This window comes from Streptomyces monashensis (assembly GCF_001866665.1).
Lineage (GTDB): Bacteria > Actinomycetota > Actinomycetes > Streptomycetales > Streptomycetaceae > Streptomyces > Streptomyces monashensis.
In genome coordinates this window covers 114,182-137,290 of the sequence record NZ_MLYO01000029.1, presented here as the reverse complement: position 1 = coordinate 137,290, position 23,109 = coordinate 114,182, and the positions used below count along the sequence as shown (strand labels likewise).

Below are 23,109 nucleotides of genomic sequence, written 5' to 3'. Positions count from 1 at the left end.
ATCAGACTGATCAGCACCGGGCGGCCCCCGGCAGCGACATCGGCCAGCGTGCGAGAATACCGGCTGTGCACCCGCGCCGACGCGCACCGGCAGTCCGGACACGCCACCGTCAACTCGCGGGTACGGGCAGCGATACGGACCACACCACCCGACGACCACACCCGTTCCACCCGCACCACATCCAGGTGCGGCGACACAGTTCGTACGAGGTCATCACACTCGCCGAAAGTCCCGCTACCCGTGACGGAGCGTCACCGGCGCACGGTGGCACAGCCCCGTTTCACGAAAATCTTGCCAGGGCCACTTCAGCTCGTACGCCGACAGCCCGGTCCAGGGCGTCACCGTCGACAGCCTGGAGGACACGCCCGATCGTGGTCCGTGAGGGAGTCCGGCGCCACTGGAGCGGATGACGGCGCACGCCGACGGCCGCCAGCAGGGCGTCCGAGGCCCGCTCCGCCCACTCGGCGAGTTCGTCGATGCTCCTCGCCCCCGAGACGGCCGCACAGGCACATATGAGGAGGATGGCGGTCAGCGAGTACCAACGGCCCCGCCGCGCACGCGGGTCGGGCACCAGGTCCAGGTAGGGGCGCAGGTCAGCGACCCGGCCGCCGTCCAGCGGACCCAGCTTCACCAGCACTGCGGGGACAGGGGAGGATACAGCGGCAGGCACGGGCCACCTCATGATCGTTGAGCTTCGACACTCCAATGATCACGAAGCCCGTGCCTGCTCTGCTATGCACCCCAACCGGTCACGGCCCGACCCACCCGCACGACTCCGGAACTTGACCAAGCCCTGAGCAAGGCGTCGAACTCGTCGTCATCAAGGAACTCCTCGGCCACGCCCACATCGGCGTGACCGCGACGGTCTACGCCCACGTCCGCCTACGCCTTCAGCGCCAGGCCATCGACCTCCTCGGCCACACCCTCAGCAACCTCGACGGCACCGCCGCCGAGCCCGACGACGGAGACGACCCGCCGCTTTATGCAGCTCCCGTCCGCTGACGTTGCCGTCAACTACTGCCGTCAGACACCGCAGCGGCCCCACCGGAAACACTCCGGTGGGGCCGCTCGCTTTTACCTAGGGTCAGCGGATCTTACGGAAACGATCGCACCCTCTTGAGCAAGATCATTCATCAGCGGCAATCGCTACTACGTCCCCCAGGCTCATGCTCGGCTCAATACTTCCATTGAAGCTGTAACTGTCGTCGCAGAAGAACAGATCGACATCCGTCGGCACGAGGCCCCTGAACCAGAGTGCAAACCTGGCCGCCAGATCGAGAGGGGAGTCAAGGTAAATGCAAGTTCCGTCCACGTGAGAGTAGCCCTCAAGTTCCTGGCCACCCTCCGAAACAGTCCAAACGACGTCCCTTGACTCCTGCGATCCCTGCCGCTCTCGAATCACAGCGGAAGGCCAGTCTCGCTCCAATGCCGCGAGCAGGTCCGTCCGTCGAACGCCACAACTCTGATCTTCGAAGATGGCCAGATACGTCACCCATCCACCGCCTTGGCCCGGTTCGATATGACCCAGACCGTCTTTCGAATAGCTGGTTTCACTCCACAGCTAGCCCAGAGGCAAGCCAGTCAGGCGCGGATGATACTCAGGCCTGCCACAGGTAAAAATGGATTTTAGAATGCGGGAAAGGGCGTTCAGATCAGTTACTCCAGGGGCAATTTGAAACATCAATTCACGGTCAGGAAGTTCCATGACCAGGGCCGTCTTTTCGGAGAAGGTCATACGCAAGGAGCTTCCATCAAGGTCAACCTCAGTCACTCCACCGAAGCTGGTGAGGCCATCCGTGTTGGTGACGCAATAGGACTCACCCTCGGGCCAGTTGCTATTCTCCTGATACTCGTTGTGCTGGAGATTCGCAGTGAAGATGATGTTGAAACCATCCTCGTCAAGGTGCTCCCCCATTCCGACAAGGAGCATGGGGGAATCGTCATCAATTTCGATGTCGCGAATTGTGAGGGTGACCATTTTCCGCTTCCTAACTATCGGGCCCGCGCCACCAGTACTGTCGAATGCCGTCCTCGTCCAGCCACGTGTATACCCAGTCTGTCCTGGTGGCCAAAGCAGCCTCTTGCATCTGAGCCTGGCACCAGTCACACGGAGGCAGTATCCCCTCGATGAGATACGTATCTCCCGCGATGGCCGGCGACCTGCCGAGGAGGGGATCGTCCCCACCCTTCCAGTACACATGTGGCACCCCGGCAACGCGGGTAGCACGCGACTCGGTGTGAGAGATCAACCCGCCCTTGTACCTGCCCTGTGCTTTCTCTGCGTCGGATTGCCTTCCGGCCCAATAGGTGGAAGGTCCCTCTTCATCTGTCTCCGCCCCTCTAATATTTCCTCCACCGTCCATGACGGTGACCCCGGCGATGTGTTTGGGACAGCCAGTATTGTGCACCAAGATCGGCGTGGTGCCTGCCAGCACATAGTACGTGTGAAGTTGTTGGACAGTGAGGTTCCAGCGCTTTGCAGCGCCGGGTGTGGCACGGGTGAAGACGACGTAGGTGTGGCCGTTGGCGGCGGTGTTCAGGGCGTCGCCGTGGTGGAGTTTTCCGGCGGGGACCCAGGTGTGGGTGGTGTCGTCCCAGAAGGGGTGGTTGGCGGTGGTGTGAAGGGTGGCGGTGTGGCCGTCCTTGGTGCGGATCGTGACGTCGAGCAGGTCGTGGTCGTGGTTGATCCACACGTGCTGGACGGTGCGGGGCCCGCGGTGTTTGCCCGTTGTCGGGTCGCCGGCTTCCACCTTGTCGCCGGGTTTGACCGCACCGATCGTCTTGGTCTTGCCGTGTGCCAGCAACACGCGGGTGGACGGGCTGAAGCTGCAGCCACCCTCGCCGGTGCCGGAGGCTCCGGTGTCGGGTCGGCTGGGAGTTGCGGCGGTTGCTGTCGCTTCTTCCGTGGTCTCGCTGACGACGTTCTTGACCTCGGCCGCGGCCGCAAGGCCGTCCTGGGTGTCGCGGGCATCGGACAGGGCCGATACGGCTGCCTCGGGGGCGTCGTCGCCGCCGCTGGCAGCAAACTCCAGCAGGACGGTCGTGGCTTCGCCGGCCCTGTACGCATCCGTGTTGGTGTGCGCGTGCACGGTGTGCGCCACCACGTTGCGTGGCTGTACGTAGGTCGGCGGGCCCCCGCTGCCCGGGGCCATGCCATTCCCCACATCATGGGGGAGGTTGGCCATCGCCCAGCCGGGGTTGAGTTGCTCAATTTGGTTGATGAACTTGTCGAGCGCGCCGGCAATGAAGTCGCGGAGAGTTCCCGACGTCGGCGGCCCGTTGTCCGCCATCTGCTGGGCTTCGCAGACATCGCCGCCGAATTTCGACGAGACGTTGCAGGTTGGGGCAGCGGACGGAGCCGCTGTGGTGCCTCCGCTGGAGGTCGTGGTGCCGCCGTTTCCTCCCCCGTAGGTGGTCGGGGAGTAGTCCGTTCCACCGACTGAGCCGTGTTTGGGGCAGTCCGGTTCGTTCCCCTCGCCGCAGGCCAGGCGCAGGCCGGTGGGGTCGCTGCCGGTGCTGGGGTTGTCGGCGGCGTAGGAGTAGCCGCTCATCTGGTTCGGGTCGCCGGCCTCCATCAGGGGGTCGGCGGTGAGGAAGCGTCCCTGGACGGGGTCGTAGTTGCGGGCGCCGAGCAGGTTGAGGCCGGTGGTGGGGTCGGCGGGTTTGCCGAGGTAGCCGTGGTTGTCTGCCCAGGTTGTCGGCTGGGGGCCCCGGGGGTTGCCGTAGGGGTCGAAGTAGCGGCGGGTGACTGCCAGGTTGGACGCGGCGAGGTTTTCTGTCGCTGTGCCCTGGGCGTTGGAGACTTCGTAGGTCAGCGTGCCGTCGGAGGAGCGTACTTCGGTGATGCCGTCCGGGCCGGGGTAGTACCGCTGGCCCGTGACTGTTCCCGCGCCGGAGTTGAGGGTGAGTTGTTCGGCGCCTCCGAAGAGGTAGAGGATCTTGCTGGTCGGTGTGGTCTGCAGCAGCAGGCTGCCGCCGGCGTCGTAGAGGTAGCCGGTGGTCTGGTCCTTGCCGCCGGACGGGGTTGTCGCCGATGCCGTGCGGCCCTCGGCGTCGTAGGCGAAGGACTGCGTGGCGCCGGGCAGGACGGTGCCCGCCGTCAGGTTCGTCCAGCGCTGCGCCGGCGTTCCGTTGCACGTCCAGATCTGCAGCTGTGTGCCGTTGGTGGTCGAGGACGACGGATCGTCCAGGCACTTGCCGGACGCGGTGTTGACCAGCGAGCCGTTCGCACCGGCCTTCCACTGCTGGCCGGCAGCGCCGTTACAGGTGTACAGGTCGATCTTGGTGCCGTTGGTGGTGCCGTTGCCCGATGCGTCGAGGCACTTGCCCAGTACGCGCACGGTGCCGTCGGTGCCCATCGTCCACTGTTGCGCGCCGGAGCCGTTGCAGGTCCAGAGGTCGATCTTGTTGCCGTCGGTGGTGCCGGAGGAGGAGTCGTCGACGCACAGCTTCGTGCCCGAGCGGGTCATGCCGGAGACGAGCGGGCCCGAGGTGATGACGGTACGGGTGTGGGTGTTGCCGGCGTTGTCGTAGGCCGGTGTCATCGTCGCCGTGCCGCCCGGCCCGGTGGTGGTGATCTTGGTGGCGGCGTTCGCCAGGGTGGCGGCGGACGTGCCGTTGCCCGGGTAGGTCGCCGTCTGGGTGACGTCGTTCGCGGTGGTGCCGGAGGTGTCGTGCTGCACCTGCTGGGTGCGGTCGCCCAGTGCGTTGTAGGTGTACGACTGCCAGTACGGGGCCGGGCCGCCGACGGTCGAGGCCGCCGGGGTGGTGGTCGTGCATCCTCCGGTGCTGCCGGCCCCGGCCGAGGTCACACCTGCCGTGTCGGTCCAGGCTGTCGTCAGTCGGTTCAGGTGGTCGTAGGTGAAGCACTGGGTGTCCGTGGTGCCGCCAGACTGGGCGTCGGAGACGGCGGTGATGTCCCCTGCCTGGTTGTAGCGGTAGTCGGTGATGTCCAGTGCGGAGGTGGTGCTGGTTTGCAGGTTGACCTTGGACTGGGTGACGCGGCCTGTGGCGCCGTCGTAGGAGAACTGCGGCTCGACCTGTTCGCCGTACAGCCCCCACCGGGTGTCGGTCACCTGGCCGAGAGGGGTGTAGTCGGTTGTGTCGAGGTAGGTGTTCTTGCCGCCGAATCCGTCGAGCAGGCCCTGCAGGTCGTAGCCGTAGCCGACGGTCTCGGCGGGAAGGCCGCCGTCCGCGCCGTAGTCGGTTTCGGAGAGCAGTCCCATGATCGGGCTGTAGTGGTACGTGACGGTGTAGGTGTTGGAGTTGCTGCCGGTGCCGTTGCTGGGGAACCCGGTTGATGTCGGGACGGTGGTGGAGGCGCCGGTGGGCTGGTAGTCGGTGGTGTAGCCGGTGACGGCCTGGGTGTAGGCGTCTCCGCTCGCGCCGCCGACGTAGCGGGTCGAGGAGGTGGGGTATCCCTTGGCCAGGGTGTCGTAGCTGAAGGACGCGAGTTCCTTGCTGGGGTCCGGGGTCGCGGACCAGGCGCCGGAGTACTCGGCGGTCTTACGGTCCAGGCCGTCGAAGGTGTACGAGAGGGTCTGGCCGCGTGCGTCGGTGGTCTGCTGCAGGTTGCCGAGATTGTCGTACTTGTCGAACGTCGTGGTGCCGGTGTCGGGGTCGGTCTGCTTGGTCTCCTGCCCCAGCAGGTCGTAGCTGTAGCTCCAGTTGTTGCCCGCGTTGTCGCTCATCGTGGCGATCTGACCGGCGGGTGTGTAGGTGTAGCTGGTGACCACCGCGTCGGACGCCTTGCCGGTCGGCGTGGCCGTGTCGTTGTACGCCCAGGTCGCGGTGGTCTGGCCGATGCCGTTGGTGAAGGCCGAGGTCGCCGTGCCACCGGCGGCCGGGGTTGTGTCGGTGCGGTCGACGCCCGGGTACGCGATGGTGGACTGCCACTGCTGTGCGCCCATGGACCACAGCTGGGTGGCGGTCGTGCGTCCCTGACCGTCGTGGACGGTGACCTGCTGCGAGGGCACCTGGTTGTCGTCGGCGACCCACAGGGTGGTCGTCGGGGAGGTGCTGCTCTCGTAGTAGGAGCTGTTGGTCTTCCGCGCCCAGCCGTGGCTGTCGTAGAAGGTGTCGGAGATCAGCCGTCCGGCCTGGTTGTTGGCGGTGGTGGACTGCGTCTGGCGCAGCTGGAGCATGCCGTCGTAGATGGCGATGGCGGTGTTGTACGTGCCGTCGTCGCGCAGGGTGTCGGTGGTGACCGTGGCGGGCGCCGTGCCGTTGACGGCGTAGGAGAAGGTTCTGCTGGCGCTTTGCGAGGTCGAGCGTCCCGGCAGCCACATCGCGGTGCGGCGTCCGAGTGCGTCGTAGTCGATGGTGGTGGTGCGGCCGTTGGGGTCCGTGCTGGTCATGGTCAGGCCGCGCAGCGGGTCCATGGCCGAGGTCGTGGACCAGCCCCGCGGGTTGGTGGTGACGACCTGGGTCGGGAGTTGCCCGGTGGTGGGGGTGAAGGTGGTCTTGGTGGTGTTGCCAGCTGCGTCCTGGGCCTGGATGGCGCGCCCGTACTGGTCGTAGGCGGTCGCCTGGGTCGTGCGGTAGGCGGGGGTTGCGCCGCTGTAGCCCGTGATGACCTGGGTGGCGGTCAGGTCACCGGTGGTGCTCAGGTGACCGAAGGTTCCCGGGTTGGCGACGGTGCCGTCGCCGTCGTAGAACAGCAGCTTGTCGGAGATGGTGGTGCTGGTGCCCGGTGTGGTGCCGCAGGGGCCGGCGACGGCGAGGATCTCGTCCGGGTAGGAGCGCATCATCGGGTTGCCGCTGGGCGGGGTGGCGTAGCTGGTGGTGGCGCACTTCTCCTGGGAGGCCACGCTGACGTCGCCCTTGGCGTCGACCGTGGCGGGCAGGGCATCGCCGTTGTAGGACGTGTCCTTCTCGGTCTCGCGCCAGCTGCCGGTCGTGAGCAGTCCGTACGTCCGTTGCTGGCTGGTCTTGATCATGCGGGCCATGACGGCGGGCAGCGAGGAGCCGCTGCTGTGGGTCGCCGTGGTGGTGAAGGACTGCGGGAGATCGATCTGTTTGGCGTCGACGCTGCCGCCGGCCTGCGTGTAGGTGTCGGCCTCCAGCGGGGTTCCGCTCAGCCAGTCGTTGTCGGTGACGGTGTCTCCGACGGTGTCCGTCACGCTGACCGAGCGCTTGGACCCGTCCGCGAGGACGTCGCCGTCCATGCCCTGCAGGTAGGTGGTGGTCTTCTGGGTGATCGGATCGGGGGACGCCCCCGTGGTGACGGTGACGGTGCGGTAGCCGCGGAACTGGTCCCACGTGCGGTAGGTGTCGTCGGTCAGTTCGGAGTCGTCGCGGTGCCAGGCGGGGCCGGAGTACGTGTAGTTCGTGACCTGCATCGGCGAGCCGGTACCGGTCGTGTCGGAGACGTCGACCGTCTTGACCCGGGTCTTGTTGAACCAGTCGGAGACCGGTGTGACACCACCGGGGATGGGCCAGTACACGTTGTAGCAGGACATCGTGTCGGCGTCGGGCGACGACGGCATCGTCTTGTTCAGCCGGGAGCAGTCCGGGTCGCTGTAGGTGACGGCGATGGACTCGCCGCTCTCCGTGGTGATGGACGAGATCCGCGGATGGAACAGCGACGGCTCGTTGCCGCCGTCGACCCGGTTGTCGATCTCGGTGCCGAGGAAGCTGACCTTCGGCTGCGTGATGGCGCTGCTGCCGCCTCCGGTGGTGTCGTCACCGGTGTGCTGGACGGAACTGAGCCACATCACCGACTGCAGCTCGCCCGCGTCGGCCGCGTCCTGGCCGGACTGGCCGGTGACCGGGTCGACGGTGCCGCCCGCGTCGGAGTACGTCTGGGTCAGCTGGTAGGTGTCGACGTTCGTCAGGGTGCCGCCGACGTTGACCTGGGTGACGACCGAGTCCAGCCGGTCGGTGGACCAGAAGGACGGAGCCGTGGTCAGGCAGACATTCGACCCGGTGCCCGAGGTGACGTCTGTGGACGCGCAGTTCAGGTCGTAGGGGACGTCCGGCCAGTTGGTGGCGGTCTTGTCGTTGAGGTTCGCGTACGAGCAGTCGGTGAACGTCGACGAGGTCTGGCAGCGCTGGGCCGTGTTGAACTGCACGCGCGCGCCGGGCTTGCTCCCGGCTGCCTCGTCGGCCAGCTGGTATCCGTAGTCGATCTCGGTCAGGTAGCCGCCGCGGACGTACTTGGTCAGCGTCCCGGAACCGCCGGAGGCCGCCACCTGGCCGCCGCCGCGGTCGTAGTAGTTGGTCTCTTCGGCGTAGGTGTAGCGCTGGAGGTTGGTGTGCGGGTCGACGACGAAGTCGAGGTTGAACCGGTAGCCCATCGTGCACTGGGAGTCCTTGCCCTGACCGGAGTCGTAGCAGGGATCTCCCGACTTGGGGCTGTAGACCGGTTCACCCCACGCACTGTTGGTGGCCGTGTCCGAGGTGGTGCCGGGGGCATGGTTGAGCCCGAAGTAGTAGGCGGTGCCGTCGGTCGTGGTGACCTTGAAGTACTCGCCGTTCCACAGGCCGTTGTCCGCCCCGCCGAGTTCCTCGATCTTGGTGCCGTCGTCGCCCTGGAGGTGCCAGGTCTGGGTCGCCGTCGGCGTGGCGGAGTTACTGGAGTCGTCGCGGACCAGGGTGCCGGAGTGACCGCCCAGGGAGAGGGTGGCGAGCCAGCCGCCCCAGCAGAAGTCGGCGGAGCCACTGATGCCGTCCTGCTTGCACGGCTTGTAGGAGCGCTCGATGAAGCCGGGCGAGTACGACCAGCCGTCACCGAGCCACGACGACTGGGAGTTGCGGGCGGATGTCTCGCCGTCCTCGGACTGGGAGTCGTACGCGAACGCGACGGAAGGCGCCGGACCGCCGAGCGAGTGCGGCACGGCGATCGGGTACGAGTAGGTGAAAGCGCCGGTCCCGTTGGCGCTCCAGCTGCCCGAGGGGTTGAGGCTGGTCGCCGTGTAGTCGCCCTGCGAGCCGGACGTTCCGGAAATCGCCTCGACGGCCGTCATCGGCGCCATCGAAGCGGAGCCGGATGCGGCGTCGACGTGGATCCCGGCGCCGCCCTTGCTCGACGACGTGGCGCTGGGCAGGTCGAGAGTGGCCGTGAGGTTCTTGGCGACCGGGTTGTTGGCGAAGGCGAGCGGGGTGCGCACCCGGCAGGCGGGCTTCTGGGGCGTCGTCAAGATGCAACCGGGTACGGAGACCAAGTGCAGGCGGGAGGCCCAGCCGCCGCCGTACGCCTTGTCGAGGGCGGAGTAGTCGAGGGTGACCGCCACCCGGCCCGACGACGCGGCACCGTCTCCGCGCGCGAAACCGACCAACATGCCGTCGACTCCGGCCGCCTGGGCCTGGGCATGACCGGCCAGTTGTACGCGCACCGCGCTCGGCGCGCTCGCAGACGTGCCCTTCTTCTCCGCCGCCTGTTTGGCCGGAGCGACCCACACCGGCAGGTTGCCGACCCGCACAGGGGAAGCCGCCCTCTGGGCTGTGGACTTGCCCTTCGTGCCTGCCGTGGTGGCAGAAGGCTGTGTGCCCCGGCTCAGCACGACCGTGCTGCTGCCCGCGCTCGGCCACGCAGGACGAGACGGCCGGTAGGTCCGCAACGGCTTCACGGTCTTCGGGGATGCGATGGTGCGCTTCGCCAGAGGATGTCCGCCGACGCTGGGCGTCTTGTACGTCGGCCCGGCGCTCCACAGCTTCCCGTCGTAGTGATACTCCGGCAGCCCTTGGGCGACAGCCGCCGACACGACCAGCGTGGAAGCCGCGACGGTCGCTGTCGCCACCGTGAGCCCACGCCCCCATATCCGTCTGCGCACGGTCGCGAACCAGCGCACGCCAGAACCCACCTCGAAGCCCCCCTGATTACCGAGCGCCCCAAGGTGAAGAAACGGTAAGGAACCCGTAACGGCGCAGTGACGGTAGAACCGGAGGAACCTTATTGATCAGACATCAGTTCGGCAATACCCTGTGCCGGCAGCCCCGCCGCGAGCTGCCGCCGCGCCTGTCACTCAACTCGCCCGTCGGCGCCGGGCGAACTCGCAGGGCCCTTCCGGTCCACCCGCGTACGCGTACGTCACTGATGCCTCGTCGGACCGGACACCTGTCCTGAACCACACCTCGAAGGGGTTCCCATGGGGGGAAGAACGCACCTGCACCGCAGGCGGCGGCGCACCGCGCCGCACCAGCTGGCCGTCATGGCGGTCCTGGGGGCGCTGGTCTTCGGGGCAGCCCCGACCGCCACCGCGGACAGCGGCGACCCCACCCCCGGCAATCCGACGCAGAGCGCTCTCCTCCAGGCTCAGGCCTCCGGAAAATCTGTCCCGATCGACTCGCTGACCAGCCAGACGTCGACCACCACAGCCAATCCGGACGGGTCGCTCACGACGACCGAGTACGTGCAGCCGGTGCGCGTGATGAAGAACGACGCCTGGACACCGGTGGACGCATCGCTCGTGAGGAACTCGGACGGCTCGTTCAGTACTGCGGCGACGCCCAACGGCGTCACACTCTCCGGCGGCGGCAGCGCTCCCCTCGTCAGCCTCACCGACCCGGCCGGACACAACCTCTCACTCTCCGTGCCGTTCACCTTGCCGGCGCCGACGGTCAGCGGGGACACCGCGCTGTACTCGTCGGTCCTGCCCGGCGTCGATCTCCAGGCCACCGTCAGCGACCAGGGCGGCTTCAGCGACGTGCTGATCGTCCACGACGCCACGGCCGCCGCCAACCCCGACCTGCGCAGACTGACCCTGGCGGCCACCACCCAAGGGCTCAGCCTCGCCGGTTCGGCTGACGGCGGGATGACCGCAAAGGCGGCGGACGGCACCACCGCCTACACCAGCAGCGCCCCGGTGATGTGGGACTCGACCACCACTACGGCCGGTCCCCAGACCGCGTCCATGCGCCTGGACGACGCCACGAGCACCGCCTCGCCCGCCGACGGGCCGGCGCCGGGGGCCGACGTCGCGCCGGTGACCATGACGACCACCAGCAGCGGCCTCACCCTCACCCCCGACTCGTCCATGCTCACCGGCACCGGCACCACCTGGCCGGTGTACATCGACCCGGCCGTCGCCCCGAGCGAGACCACCAACCACTACTTCGAGGCCCAGCAAGGCTGCAACTCCTCCTCCGCCAGCTCCCACGAGTACGACTACCCGCAACGCTTCGGCGAAGGGGTCGGTTACCAGCGCTACGCCTCGTCGAACGGGGACTGCATCGGCGCCGAGCGCGCGTTCTACGAGCTGGACACCAGCAATCTCAACAGCAGCATGGACATCATCAAGGCAGACCTGCATCTGACGGAGACCTACGCTGAAGCCTACGGCTGCACACACACGGCACCCCTGACCCTCAAGTGGACCGGACGCATCACCAACGGCATGTACTGGGACACCCAGCCCAGCGTCGTCTCCACCATCGGCACCCAGAATCCGAAGAGCGCCTACAACGGCGCCTACGTCAGCCAGCCCACCAGTTGCGGCGACCAGGGCGTGACGTTCACGGTGACCGACAAGATCGCATCCGTCGCGGCAGCCAACGACGCCACCTGGACCGTCGGCCTGTACGGCGACGAGGACTCCTCCAGCAGCGACATCGACTTCATGCGGTACTCCACCAACCCGTACATCCAGACCACCTACGACATCCCGCCCGACACCCCGACCGGCGAGGCCACTGCACCCGACGCGCAGAACCCCTCCGGCGCCAACTGCGGCAGCAGCACGCGCGGCTGGATCGGCCAGACGACGCTGAACGGCAACACCAGCGACATCACGCTCAACGCCAAGCTGAAGTCCAACGTCAGCGGCGAGAACGTCAAGGCCGACTACACGGTCTGGGACGACCAGACCGCCAACAGCAGCGGAAACGCGGCCACCGTCGCGACACCGAGCAGCGGCTATGTCGCCTCCCTCACCACGGTGAACGTCAACATCGGCACCACGGTGCAGGACGGCCATCAGTACGGATGGCAGGTCCGCGCCTACGACGGAATCAACTATTCCGCCTGGAACAGTCCGTGCGGCTTCAAGGTCGACCTGACCCCGCCCTCCCAGCCCTCAGTGACCGCACCGAGTGCTGTGTTCCCGCCCTCCGGAAGCGGCAAGGCACCCACCGGGTACGCCGGCCAGACCAGCAGCATCACCGTCACCAGCAGCGACCCCACCCCGACCGGATGCACCCGCGGCACCTGCCTGTCCAGCGACGTCTGGCGGTTCTGCTACGCACTCGACGCACAGCCGGCGGTCAACTGCCCCGACTACGTCACCGCGACAGCCAACTCCAGCGGAACGCCCAGCGCATCGATCCCGCTCGACCCGACGACATGGGGCACACACACCCTCTACGTCGAAGCCGAGGACCACGCCGGCAACACCCAGGCACTGCCCACCACATACACCTTCTACGCCCCCTGGAACCCGGCCACCAAGGTCACCGCGGGCGACCTCAACGGGGACGGCGTCCCCGACCTGCTCGGCACCACCAAGAGCGGCGACCTCACCCTCCTGCCGGGCAACACCGACCCCGGCAACTCCCCCACCGTCGCCTCCACCGCAGCCCAGAGCCCCGACGGAAAAAGCGGCTGGAACGACTACCTGGTCACCCACCGCGGCAGCCTCAAACAGGACGGCCTGGACGACCTGTTCGCGTACGACAAGAACAGCCACGACCTGTACGTCTACAAGAACGACGGCGCCGTCTCCGGAGGCACCGCCGGCCACTTCACCAACACCGCTGACGTCTACGGCCCTCTCGCCAGACCCCAGTGCCTCCCCACGGCGGACAACACCGCCAACTGCACCACGTACAACACGGCCGACTGGTCCTCGGTGACCCAGATGATCGCCCCCGGCGACGTCTACGGGACCGGCTACCCCGACCTGGTCACGATCGAGAACAAGCAACTCTGGCTCTACAAGGGCTCAGCGCAGGACAGCAGCTACCTCGGCCCCGCCACCGGCGGCACCACGAGCACCACGCCCGTGCTGCTCGGCACCGGCGACTGGTCCCACTTCACACTCATCGCACCCGGAACCGTCAACACCACACCGACCCTCTGGGCCCGCGACAACAACACCGGAACCCTCTACAGCTTCCCCCTCACCGCCGACAGCAACGGCCAGCCCCCGCTGCTGACAGCGCCCAGCTCATTCGCGCTGACCTCCGGGCTCACCGCCACCGACGGCTCCGGCCTGTGCGCGGACGACTCCCACTCCGCCACCCAGAACGGCAACAAGATCCAGATCTGGGGCTGCAACAACACCCTCGCCCAGTCCTGGACCCCCGCCGCGGACGGCTCGATCCGCGTGATGGGCAAGTGTCTGGACGTCACCCACAGCGGCACCACCGACGGCACCCCGATCGACCTGTGGACCTGCAACGGCACGGGCGCCCAGCAGTGGACACCCGGCTCCAACAACTCACTGGTCAACCCCGAATCGGGCAAGTGCCTGGACGACCCCAACTCCTCCACCACCCCCGGCACCCAGCTGCAGTTGCACGCCTGCAACGGCACCAGCGCCCAGAGCTGGACCTCCAGCGCACCAAGCACCTGGAACAGCAACCGCGCCACCGCGCTGCCCGTCACGCTCGCGACGAGTGACTACCCGACCATCGCCTCGCCCGGAAACCTCAACGGAACCACCCCCGGCTACCCGGCCCTCTACACGACCACACCCTCCGGCGAACTCATCGAATACCCCGGCGCCGCCCCTGACTCCAACGGCGTGGCCACCTTCGGCTCGCCCGTGACGGTCGGTTACTACAACACGGCGAGCGCCGCCTGGCCCCTGAACGACGGCAGCGGCACCACCGCAGCCGATTCCATCGGCACCAACAACGCCACCCTCAACGGCCCCGCCACCTGGGCCACGGACCCCAGCCGCGGAACCGTCCTCAGCCTCGACGGCACCACCGGCTACGCAGCAAGCACCACCAGCGCCCTGCAGACCGGCACCCACACCGACCCCGCCGACGGCACCACCACCGACAACAACAGCTTCAGCGTCTCCGCCTGGGTCAAGCTCAACAGCCTGACCGGCAACTCCACCCTCGTCTCCCAGTCCGACAGCGCCGGCAACGCCAACGGCTTCCAGCTGTACTACTCCTCCGGCTCCCAGGTATGGGCCTTCGGCCGCCACAACGACGACACCACGAGCACCGCATTCACGGCCGCCTACGGCTCCAAAGCCACCACCGGCGCATGGACCCACCTCGTCGGCGTCTACGACGGCCCGACCAACACCCTCAACCTCTACGTGAACGGAACCCTCACCGCGACCAAGACCTTCGCCGGCACACCCTGGAACGCCACCGGCCCCGTCCAGATCGGCCGCCGCCTCTACCAGGGCACCTACGGCGAATACGCCAACGCCACCGTCAGCAACGTCCAGCTCTACAACACCGCGCTCCCCCCATCCGAGGTGAGCGCACTCGACTACGACCAGACCCCCTACACCCAACTCAGCTGAAACACCCACGTCATCGGGCCTCGGCTCTCCCAGAGCCGGGGCCCGCTGTGCTGTGGCCATGCTCCCTCTCCCCCGTCCCGCTCACCCACGGCACAACGGCCCTCGTCCCGCATCCTCTCAGCTTCCATGACACCTCCCGTGAGCTGGTCCGATCCGTCGCCGACCACCCACTTGACTTCCCGGCGGAGCGGAGCGTCCATGGTCGTGGCCACCGCACCGAACGGGCCCACGGGGAACCGTGAACCCGCCGGTTGTACGGCCATGTTCACCCGGGTTTCGCGTGATGCGCACGCGCCCGGCGACCGCCACTACCCGTCGCCACGCGGGTTCGCACCCCGGCCGGGGACCTCACCCACGCAAGACCTGGCGAAACGAGACTCCCTCATGTCCGGCCTCACGACCGCCAACACCCGGACGCTGCACGCCGTGTCCAGCCCCGAACCGCTGGCCGGCCTGTCAGGCGCCCCCGCCTCGGTCTACGCCGAACTTGGCCAAGCTCACTGGTGACAACGTAGCCACGGCCGCCGAACTCGCCCTTGCCGCGGGCCTGGGTCGCTCCACCACCGGCAAGGCCCTGGTCACCCTGGAAGAGCACGGCCTGGCCATCCGCACCCCCGGCGGCCACGACGGCCCCCGCCGCACCCCCGACCGCCGGCGTGTCGCACCCACCAACGAAAGCACCACCGGGGACGCTGAAAGCGACACCTTGGACACCGCCGCGACGGCCTGATCCCGACCGCGGACATCGCTACCAGGGCGCCTCCGCCTCCTTCAGGCTGCTCCACAAGGCGGTGAACTCAACGCCCAGCAATAGCAGTTCAACCGACGTCGCTGGGTTCCTCGTCTCGTAAGCTCGGGGCTGACCGGAATAACGGGCGTCAGGGAGGCCCCTTCAGTCTCCGCAGACTCGATCATGACACCCGCCGACGCGCGCACCTCGCGTGACAGGGGATACGACAGCAACCCCAACCGGCATGAACTGCGCAAGCGCCGGATCCTGCCGGTGATCACCCGCAAGGGTTCTTCGAACATCAAGGGCCTGGGCAAGCTCCGCTACGTCGTCAAGCAGGCCTTCTCGCTCCTGCACCACTTCAAGTGCCTGGCCGTCCACTGGGAAAGACGCCTCGGCCTGCACGACACCCGGCCTCCCTCGCCTGCGGGCTCATCTACTGGAGACGCCTCAAGAGAGCCCGACCATGACGTGTTACGAGCTCTACGGAGCAGATTTCTCGGCGATTCGCTGTGATGCCTCGATGGCGTCGGCGACGTCGAGCCCGATCCGCAGTTGCCGCTCGTCCAGCTGTTGGTCGCGTACGTGCTGTGCGGTGGGGAGGTTGAAGGTGATGACCCCGTGTGCCACGCCGTCCGCCAGCTCGACACGCAGGGCCTTGGCCATGCGCCGGACGTCGCCCAGCTGCACCATGAATCCGAACCGCTTGCCGGGGATCGGATCCCGGTAGACCACCACCTTTACCTGATGTTCTTTCAGGAAGAGCTGCTTGCCCTCGTCGTCCCGTGAGTTCCAGATGTCGGCGAAGGTACGGCCCGTGGGGGCGAACTTGCCGCTGCACTCCTTGAACTCGGCCATCTTGGAACGTAGGCGGGACAGCTTCGCTGACTGGGAGTCGAGCAGGGACCAGTAGATCTCTTCCTTCTCCGGGGTGTCGTACCTGCCGGCGCCGAAGTCGTTCTTCAGCCGCTTCAGGCGAGCCTCGGTGGCGGCGATGTCACTCGACGGGTCATGCAGGTCGGCATCCAGTTCCCGAACCTCGGGGAGATGGCCCATGTGCTCCAGGAACAGCTTCGAGAAGTGGCCTTCGAGGCTGAGGGTGGTCGCTGCCGCCGGGCTCTGGCAGGTCGCGCGGACCTGCTGCCTGCTGCATTTGTAACGCGAGTAGTGCCACTCTTTGGCCGGGCGGCCGTCCTGGGCCGGCTGTCGGTTGGTGTAGACAGCCCGGGTCAGTGGCCCTCCGCAGCTGCCGCATACCGCCACTCCTACGAGCATGGCCCTGCTCCGGGTGACCTTGGGAGCGAAGGGGCGGTTGTCGCGCAGCTTCAGGACCACCCGGTTCCACGTCTCGTGGTCGAGGAGGGTTTCTCGGCGATCATGCGAGGGTTCCCCTTGTCGTCCTCGACGATCTCGCCCTTGTAGGTGTAGTAGCCCGCGATCTTGGGGTTGAGCATGATGCCCCTGATCGAAGAGTTGGACCACTGGCTCTCCACACCGCGCTTGCTGTGGGGCTGGATCAGGGAGAGCCAGGTAGGCTCGCCCCTCTCGATGAGCTCCCGTGAGATGGAACGAAGACTCTGCCCGTTAAGGATCTTGTCGGCGATTTCCCGTGCGAGCTCCTCGTAGTGCTCGACGGGGCGCAGGCGTTTCCCCTTCCCTTTGCCCAGCGGCACGATCTCGTAGCCGAAGGGTGCCAGCCCCGCCACCCACGTACCGGCGGCGAGGCGTGTCCGCGCTGCATCGGCGGCGCGAGCCCTGATCGTGTCAAGCTCGCCCTCGGCGAAGACGGCCAGGATCTGGGCGAACATCTTGCCCATCGGGGTGGACATGTCGATCCCTTCCTGAGTCGACACGACGATCTTCCCGTGCTCCTGGCGCCATTGGACGATCTCGCTGAAGTGGGCAACCCGACGGCTCAGCCGGTCGACTTTCATGACGCAGAGGACATCCCACTGGTCCGCGTAATCGTCGCGGAACCACTTGCCGAGGTCGGGCCGCTTGAAAGGGTGGAGGCCGCCTGAGACGTCAGTGTCCTCTGCCCACGCGACGATCCGCGCGTCGCGGCCGGGAGCGTCGACCCAGTGCTGGATGTGGTCGCGCTGACGCGGGATCGCGGTTGAGTTGTCGGTTTCCACGGAGAGTCGCAGGGAGCCCAGAACGCGTAATGTCATGGTCGGGACGCTACCCGGATATGGTCGACACCCAAGCAAAAAGATCCATTCAGACCAGTTCTTTATTGGAATAGGACGTCTCTGCCTTGAGGTCACCGGAGTCCGGAACCAAATAGCTATCGGCGCGGAGGCTCTGAAAGAGGGGCGCTGTCCGCCCAACGGAAATACATGCAGCGTCTCTTGACGTCGAGGACGCAGCGCTTTGGGACGATACGATCATCCGTGGGACGACTCACGGGGGTTCTGCATGACCACTGCCAGACGCAGCCGGTCCGCCGCCTGGCGCAAGAAGGTCACCGGCCGCTCCCTTGCACGGACACGTGGGTGTCTGCGGGACCCAGAGGTGTACCGGGAGCTCAAGGAGAGCGAGGTCTCCACAGGCTTCAGTAACGCCGACGGATGGACTTTTCGGGTCAGTTGGAAAGGTAAGTAGGGCGATGTTCTTCGGAACGATTGGAATCCTCTTCTTCATCGCGGGCGTTCTCTTTGCGACGAACACCCACAGAGCAGCCGAGCATGCGTTTCGAGTCTTCGCTCAAACAAACCCGCGTGTCGGAACAGCAACGCCTAAGACTCTGCGCATCGTAGGCGGGGCCTGGATTCCACTGGGAGCGTTCTTCATCGCCGTGGGATTCTTCAAGTGAATCACGGCGGTAGCCATCCCGAGAGCGGCCCGTGTCATGAGTGAGGAGGGTGTGGCCCCTATGGGCTCGTCGGGAGGCGAAGAGGCGGGCCGCTGAGGAATCAACAACCGCCTACTCGTCGGTGCCGGCGCTTCGGCTCACGCGTCGGATCTCGCGACGGAGGCACCGGCGGGCCGTGTCCAGCTCTCTGCTGAGTCTCCGAGCGGCTCGGCGATCAGCGATCAAGTACCTCACCGTGACGTCGCCCCCGTCGTCTACCGTTTCCATCACCTTGAGGCATCCGGACCCCCAGGATCGCCTCGTGGGCCCCGCCGTCCCGATCCGCTCAGGCACGCGGCCCAGCTCGTGACCTTCGGAGTGGGAACACTCTCTGCTGCCATCACTTTCGGTCAGCCTGTTCAGTCGCTTCCGGGGCTCGCTCTCCTCCGGCAAGCGGTGCAGTTTGCGGGGGCAGCCGCAGCGTGCCTTCGCATGCGCCTCATGTCCCACCGGTCTGCCCCGCGAACACCGCTGCTGAGGGCCATGACCATGTGCGCCGATGGAATCCGATGGCCAGGCACTCACCAGACGTCTCCCACCTGGGCGATGCACGGGAACGGAGAATCGTCGAAGGGCAGAAGGCCGTGAGCTGGGTGGTTTGCCGGGGAACAGCCGCGTTACCGAGGAGGTGAAGCTGGGCCACGCGGGAGAGGCTGTCGGTCTTGGTAACCCACCCGGCGGGGCCCATCATCAATGCGCCGAATTCGGCGGACAGCCAGCGCGTGCCGTCGACGGTGAGCCTGGGCGCGGCACGTTGGGTCACGTGCTCCCATCCTCGGATGGCCAGCGGGTGAGCGGCCGCCTGCGAGTCGGTCTCCGCGTGCCAGGCGATGTGGCCTCCGAGTGCCGCCTGGACCCCGAGGTCCAAGTCGCCGACCCTGGAGAACAGACTGCCGACGGGAAGATCAGTGGCCGCCACAGCGGCCCCTTCGGACGCAGGTGCGGGCTCGGACGGCCACGTCTGGTGCCTGGATGCGGGCAGTTCTGGCCGCGCACACCGATGTGATCGGGCAGTGCTGCGTCGTCGCGGTGCGTGCAGCGGGTTGTCCCGGCCGGGTAAAGACCAAAACGTCCTCGTGCTGGATGACCGCGAGAGGGATGCCCAGACGGCGCGCGTCGCGCACGTTCTTCATCTGGAAGAAGGACGGTCGGGTGATCAGGCGGCTGTCGCGGATGCCGGCAAGGAGCGCGACGCAGCGTTCAGTAGGCGTGAGTCCGGCGGCCTGGCCGGCGCCGAGGACGGCGGAGGGCAGGCCGATGAGTTCGCCGCGCTCGCGCCAGGGGCGTGTGGTGACGACGACGGTTCCCCCGGGGCGCAGGAGGCGTCGGCACTGGGCGAGGATCTCGGTGAAGGCTTCCAGGAGCCGGTCGGTGGAGACGTGGGCGAGGTTGGAGGGGTCGTGGCTGTAGCAGTAGTCCGTCTTGACCACGCCGCGCTCGCCGGTCTCGCGGGAGGAGCGGACCTGTCCGTGCACCGAGTTCCCGTACGGCGGTGAGGTGACCACGAGGTCCACCTCACCGTGCAGCGCGGTAGGGATGAGCTGGGTGAGGTTTCGGGCGTCACCGCAGCGCACGACACCGGCACCGGTGCCGCCCTCCCGGGTGGCGGATGCGGCGTTCAGTCGGGCGAGGTCGGCCCACTTGCGTTCGTACTCGACACCCAGAGCGCTGCGACCGAGGCGGATGGCCTCGACGAGGGTGGTGCCGATGCCACACATCGGGTCGAGGACCAGGTCGCCGGGGCGGGTGTAGGTGGCGATCGCGTGGGTCGCGATCCGCGGGAGCATCTTGGCCGGGTGGGCGGCCGAGTCGGGCACGTAGCGGCCTTTGCGCTGTGCGGGGGCGGAGGTGGGGGCGGTGTTCCAGACCGAGAGCGGGGAGGGCACGAGCGTTCTCCTCTGCCGTGGCTTATGCGTGACGGATCGCGGTCAGGGCGATCAGGTCGCAGTGCGCGACGCCGCGGGACGCGTACGCGGGGAGAGCCGGTACGAGGCGGTCGCCGACCGGGCGGCCGTAGACGACCACGATGTGCTGGAGGTAGCGGAAGCCGGCGGTGCGGGGCGGAAGCGATCAGCGTGCCGAGCGGGTCGGTGAGGCGTCCGCCGTCCCGTCGCTGGCGAGTGGCCATGAGCAGAAACCCGTCGTCGGGGAGGAGCCGGTGGGCCCGGTGGAAGAAGCCGGGCCAGCCGTCCTCCAGGGCGCCGGGCGTCTCGCTACCGCCGACAGGCAGCTCGTCAGCGGAGGCCGGGAGGGTGTCGGGGTGGAGTTCGGCGAGGAGGATGGACGGCCCTTTCGTGGAGCCCTTCTCGCCGGCCGGGGTGGTGAAGGGGGTGGTGGGGATGCGGGCGTCCATGCCCGGTGCGGTGTCCCGGATCGCGATCTTGAGAAGTCTGGCGGGCCGGTGGGCGGGAGGCCCGGCGAAGTCGGTGCGGATCTTGTCGAGGGCCCAGGCAGGCAGTACGGCGCCGGGGATAGGAGCGGCGTTGGGCTCGTCCGGGTCGGGGAACCAGACGGTCGCGGGCAACGGGTGAGAAGAAGTGGTGGAGTTCGGCATGCGCTGAGCGGCGCCCGGGAGTGAGGGTCGGCCGTGATCGTGCTGACGTGAAGTAATAGTGACTTGTCGGCCGGTGTTTGCCATCGCCTCTTGAGTGTTCGATCTCCGCCGCGGTCGCTCCGCGTGCGCGGGGCGCCTTGGCGATCGTCCTCACCGAGCACCGCGTCTACGCAGGTCATCTCGTATGCGAGCCAGTCGCGAGCCACACACGAGCCACCACCGAGCCAGCGTGACCGGCCGTGCGACGGAGGCTCGGAACGACGTCGAAAAATTCTGTGTTCGATTCACGTTGCTCCGGCTGTGGTGTCGCGGCAGGCCGTCGGGGGCGGTCTACGGCCGTGCCATCGCACATGTCGAGCGATTCGACCGACGCTGACGCGGTGCTGGCGTGCGGGTGGCTCGGCGGTGACTCGGGGGCCTGGAAGGGGTGGCGGCGGAAGTTGTCCACGCCGTCACGGGAGATGCGTCATGCACCACCGTCACCAAGCCCACTGCCCCGCCTCCGCTCGTTCGCAGAGCGCCCTTCGTTCTCCGCTCGGGGAGCTGGAGCAGTCGTTCCTCGCCCTCGCCCACGGTGCGGAGCCACTCACGCTCCCTGCGCACCTGGTGTGCGACGCACCCGACCGTGCGGCGTGGCCCATCGACCGGGTCCGCACCCACCTCGCCCACCCCTCCACCCGCCCGGAACTGCGCGAGCAGACCTGGCGCGAGGTGGTCCGGCGGGCCCGCGACCTCGGCGAACCCTGGGATGTGGTCGCCGTCGCCATGACCGTCCCGGTACTGCGCCGGATGCTCGCCCGCCTCGCCCGCCCCGTCCATCTGGAGCGCGCCGAGGCCGAGCAGGAAGCCCTGGTCGCCGTCGCCATGGCCCTGCGCACGGCGGCCCCGGAGGCAAAACGGCTGGACCGGGAACTGTTCAGTGCCGCCGACCGGGCCGTGCACCGGCTGGTGTACGCGGCGCGCCGCCATGCGACTCGCGAGACCGGCGCACATGCAGCCCTTCTCGATCGCCTGTGCACCGTGTCCCAGGAGGACCCCGGTGAACCGGCCGACGAGGTGACCGTGCTGGCCCATGCGGTGCAGGCCGGTGTGGTCGATGTGGCCGATGCACGTCTGATCGCCCGTACCCGCCTCAACGGCGAGTCCATGAGCCTTCTCGCGGTCGAGCGGGGGATGAGTGTGCGTCAGCTCTACCGTCACCGCAACGCCGCCGAGCAGAACTTGGCCCCATACCTGCAAGGCCGGCTCAAAGAGCTGTAGATAACCCGGCCGTGGCTTTGTTCGTGACGACGGGCAGCAGTTGGTCACGGATTCGGAAGGCAGCCGACGTTGAGAAGCAATTCGAAATGGTCGTGGGTTTCGACAGCGCCAGTGCCTTCTCCCTCAGTACGGATACCTGGGTTGTCTGCTGAGTCAATGCTCGACATCCGTGGTTGTTGAGGCCGGTCGGTTGGATGCCGGGGGGAAAAGGACGTCTGGCCGGGGCGGTCCGGCTGGATTGCCGGTGCATGGTGCGCCGCCACCGACGAGGTCGGCAGCGGCGGTGTCGCGAAAATGGTTCTTCACCTGTGGAGGTGGCGGCGCAGATAGTCGTGCCAGGTCTGTTCGAAGGTTTTGGCGAGGGCTGACTGCGGGGCGAACACGTCCCAGGCGTGGACGGCGTGGGCGTAGACGTGCAGGTCGACCGGGACGCCGGCGGCGATCAGCCGCTGTGCGAAGTCGATGTTCTCGTCGCGGAAGACGTCTAACTGGGCGACGGCGATGAAGGTGTCCGGCAGGCCGGTCATGTCGGTGGCGCGGCCGGGTGCGGAGTACGGGTGGACGTCCGGGGCTCCCATGCGGTCACCCAGCACGGCGGCCCAGGCGCACAGGTTCTCCCGGCGGTCCCAGATGCCGAGGTCGACGATCTCGTGGCTGGACCGGGTCTTGTTGCGGTCGTCGAGCATCGGGTAGTTCAGCGACAGCAGCCGCGGGCGGCGGGCGCCGCGGTCGCGGACCATGAGTGCGGTGGCCGTGGCGGGTGCCCCGCCGCCGCTCGCGCCGGCGAGCCCGATCCGGTCCGGGTCGATCCCGTTCTCGGCGGCGTGCTCGGCGAGGTACGTGTACGCCAGGTAGCCGTCCTCGGCCGCGCCCGGCGCCGGGGTCTGCGGCGCCAGCCGGTAGTCGACCACGGCCAGCACGATGTCGAGTTGCAGGGCCATGGCCGCGCCGTACGCCCATGCCACGCGGTCGTGGGCGCTGCCGAGGACCTGTCCGCCGGCGTGGAAGTAGACCAGGGCCGGCCGGGCGCGGTCGGCGCGGCCCGGGTGGAACATCACCACGTCGAGCAGGCTCCCGTCCTCCCGGGGGAGGCTCAGGGTCTCGATCTTGACGCGCGGATCCGGGTCGGGCGCGGGGAAGCGTTCGCCGGCCGTCCGCATCTGTTCGCGGAGCGCGGGGATGTCGGAAAGGTCCAGCAGAGCGCCGTTCGGGCCCTTGGGCATGGCGGCCAGCGCGGCTGCGAGTTCGGGGTCGATGCCGTAGTCCATGGTCTCTTTCCTCTGCG

General features: G+C 67.5%; 15 protein-coding genes and 1 pseudogene. 7 read left to right on the top strand and 9 right to left on the bottom strand.

All coding sequences use genetic code 11. From position 1 onward, the window contains the following. Positions 1-107 (bottom strand): transposase family protein (locus BIV23_RS53570; protein ID WP_342746369.1); only part of this gene is annotated, 107 nt, incomplete at its 3' end. 173 nt (positions 108-280) lie between these two features. Further along, complete coding sequence (locus BIV23_RS17985) at positions 281-670, bottom strand: transposase family protein (RefSeq protein WP_245790562.1); 390 nt, start codon at positions 668-670, stop codon at positions 281-283. 125 nt (positions 671-795) lie between these two features. Between BIV23_RS17985 and BIV23_RS17980 the strand changes: the two are divergent. Further along, positions 796-1,002 (top strand): annotated as a pseudogene (locus BIV23_RS17980) (hypothetical protein); the annotation flags it as partial. Between the two features lie 124 nt (positions 1,003-1,126). Here BIV23_RS17980 and BIV23_RS49650 read toward each other — a convergent pair. From BIV23_RS49650 to BIV23_RS50380, 3 genes are all read right to left on the bottom strand, one after another. Then, positions 1,127-1,492 carry a hypothetical protein gene (locus tag BIV23_RS49650; RefSeq protein WP_143079092.1) on the bottom strand — a complete coding sequence of 122 codons (366 nt, stop codon included), beginning with the start codon at positions 1,490-1,492 and terminating at the stop codon, positions 1,127-1,129. 69 nt (positions 1,493-1,561) lie between these two features. Continuing rightward, a complete protein-coding gene (locus BIV23_RS17970; RefSeq protein WP_071381888.1) occupies positions 1,562-1,978 on the bottom strand; it encodes an Imm10 family immunity protein in 417 nt (138 codons plus the stop codon). A gap of 10 nt (positions 1,979-1,988) precedes the next feature. Further along, positions 1,989-9,791 (bottom strand): ricin-type beta-trefoil lectin domain protein, encoded by a 7,803-nt coding sequence (locus tag BIV23_RS50380; RefSeq protein ID WP_177239934.1) that lies wholly within the window; start codon positions 9,789-9,791, stop codon positions 1,989-1,991. Positions 9,792-10,088: 297 nt separating this feature from the next. Between BIV23_RS50380 and BIV23_RS53230 the strand changes: the two genes are divergently transcribed. The 4 genes from BIV23_RS53230 to BIV23_RS53945 all read left to right on the top strand — a co-directional run bounded on the left by BIV23_RS53230 (position 10,089) and on the right by BIV23_RS53945 (position 15,672). Then, a complete protein-coding gene (locus tag BIV23_RS53230) occupies positions 10,089-14,426 on the top strand; it encodes a LamG domain-containing protein (protein WP_071381887.1) in 4,338 nt (1,445 codons plus the stop codon). 384 nt (positions 14,427-14,810) lie between these two features. After that, on the top strand, positions 14,811-14,933 hold the full coding sequence (locus BIV23_RS53225) for a hypothetical protein (protein WP_281250159.1): 123 nt from the start codon (positions 14,811-14,813) through the stop codon (positions 14,931-14,933). After that, positions 14,914-15,156 carry a helix-turn-helix domain-containing protein gene (locus BIV23_RS50375; RefSeq protein WP_071381886.1) on the top strand — a complete coding sequence of 81 codons (243 nt, stop codon included), beginning with the start codon at positions 14,914-14,916 and terminating at the stop codon, positions 15,154-15,156. Before BIV23_RS53225 ends, BIV23_RS50375 begins: the two co-directional genes overlap by 20 nt. Positions 15,157-15,339: 183 nt before the next feature. Then, entirely contained in the window at positions 15,340-15,672 is a 333-nt protein-coding gene (locus BIV23_RS53945) for a hypothetical protein (protein ID WP_177239933.1), read from the top strand. Here the strand turns inward: BIV23_RS53945 and BIV23_RS17950 are convergent. Both BIV23_RS17950 and BIV23_RS17945 read right to left on the bottom strand, forming a co-directional pair. Further along, positions 15,640-16,491, bottom strand: coding sequence for a recombinase zinc ribbon domain-containing protein (locus BIV23_RS17950; protein ID WP_071381885.1), 852 nt, complete (start codon positions 16,489-16,491; stop codon positions 15,640-15,642). The genes BIV23_RS53945 and BIV23_RS17950 overlap by 33 nt on opposite strands. Beyond that, entirely contained in the window at positions 16,482-17,327 is an 846-nt protein-coding gene (locus BIV23_RS17945; protein WP_079173219.1) for a recombinase family protein, read from the bottom strand. The genes BIV23_RS17950 and BIV23_RS17945 overlap by 10 nt, the downstream gene beginning before the upstream one ends. A gap of 437 nt (positions 17,328-17,764) precedes the next feature. Between BIV23_RS17945 and BIV23_RS49640 the strand changes: the two genes are divergently transcribed. Continuing rightward, on the top strand, positions 17,765-17,971 hold the full coding sequence (locus BIV23_RS49640; RefSeq protein ID WP_143079091.1) for a hypothetical protein: 207 nt from the start codon (positions 17,765-17,767) through the stop codon (positions 17,969-17,971). A 944-nt stretch (positions 17,972-18,915) separates the two neighbouring features. Here BIV23_RS49640 and BIV23_RS17935 read toward each other — a convergent pair. Further along, a complete protein-coding gene (locus BIV23_RS17935) occupies positions 18,916-19,896 on the bottom strand; it encodes a TRM11 family SAM-dependent methyltransferase (protein WP_071381882.1) in 981 nt (326 codons plus the stop codon). 1,136 nt (positions 19,897-21,032) lie between these two features. Here BIV23_RS17935 and BIV23_RS17925 point away from each other — a divergent pair. Then, complete coding sequence (locus BIV23_RS17925; RefSeq protein WP_071381881.1) at positions 21,033-21,824, top strand: hypothetical protein; 792 nt, start codon at positions 21,033-21,035, stop codon at positions 21,822-21,824. Between the two features lie 302 nt (positions 21,825-22,126). Here the strand turns inward: BIV23_RS17925 and BIV23_RS17920 are convergent, their stop codons facing one another. Beyond that, a complete protein-coding gene (locus BIV23_RS17920) occupies positions 22,127-23,092 on the bottom strand; it encodes an alpha/beta hydrolase fold domain-containing protein (RefSeq protein ID WP_071381880.1) in 966 nt (321 codons plus the stop codon). Between the last annotated feature and the right edge of the window lie 17 nt (positions 23,093-23,109).

What these genes read in the sequence shown, in the direction of transcription:
- BIV23_RS17970 (WP_071381888.1), bottom strand. Translation starts at nt 1,978, where the DNA reads ATGGTCACCCTCACAATTCGCGACATCGAAATTGATGACGATTCCCCC.
- BIV23_RS53230 (WP_071381887.1), top strand. Translation starts at nt 10,089, where the DNA reads ATGGGGGGAAGAACGCACCTGCACCGCAGGCGGCGGCGCACCGCGCCG.
- BIV23_RS53225 (WP_281250159.1), top strand. Translation starts at nt 14,811, where the DNA reads ATGTCCGGCCTCACGACCGCCAACACCCGGACGCTGCACGCCGTGTCC.
- BIV23_RS53945 (WP_177239933.1), top strand. Translation starts at nt 15,340, where the DNA reads ATGACACCCGCCGACGCGCGCACCTCGCGTGACAGGGGATACGACAGC.
- BIV23_RS17945 (WP_079173219.1), bottom strand. Translation starts at nt 17,327, where the DNA reads ATGACATTACGCGTTCTGGGCTCCCTGCGACTCTCCGTGGAAACCGAC.
- BIV23_RS49640 (WP_143079091.1), top strand. Translation starts at nt 17,765, where the DNA reads ATGTTCTTCGGAACGATTGGAATCCTCTTCTTCATCGCGGGCGTTCTC.
- BIV23_RS17925 (WP_071381881.1), top strand. Translation starts at nt 21,033, where the DNA reads ATGCACCACCGTCACCAAGCCCACTGCCCCGCCTCCGCTCGTTCGCAG.
- BIV23_RS17920 (WP_071381880.1), bottom strand. Translation starts at nt 23,092, where the DNA reads ATGGACTACGGCATCGACCCCGAACTCGCAGCCGCGCTGGCCGCCATG.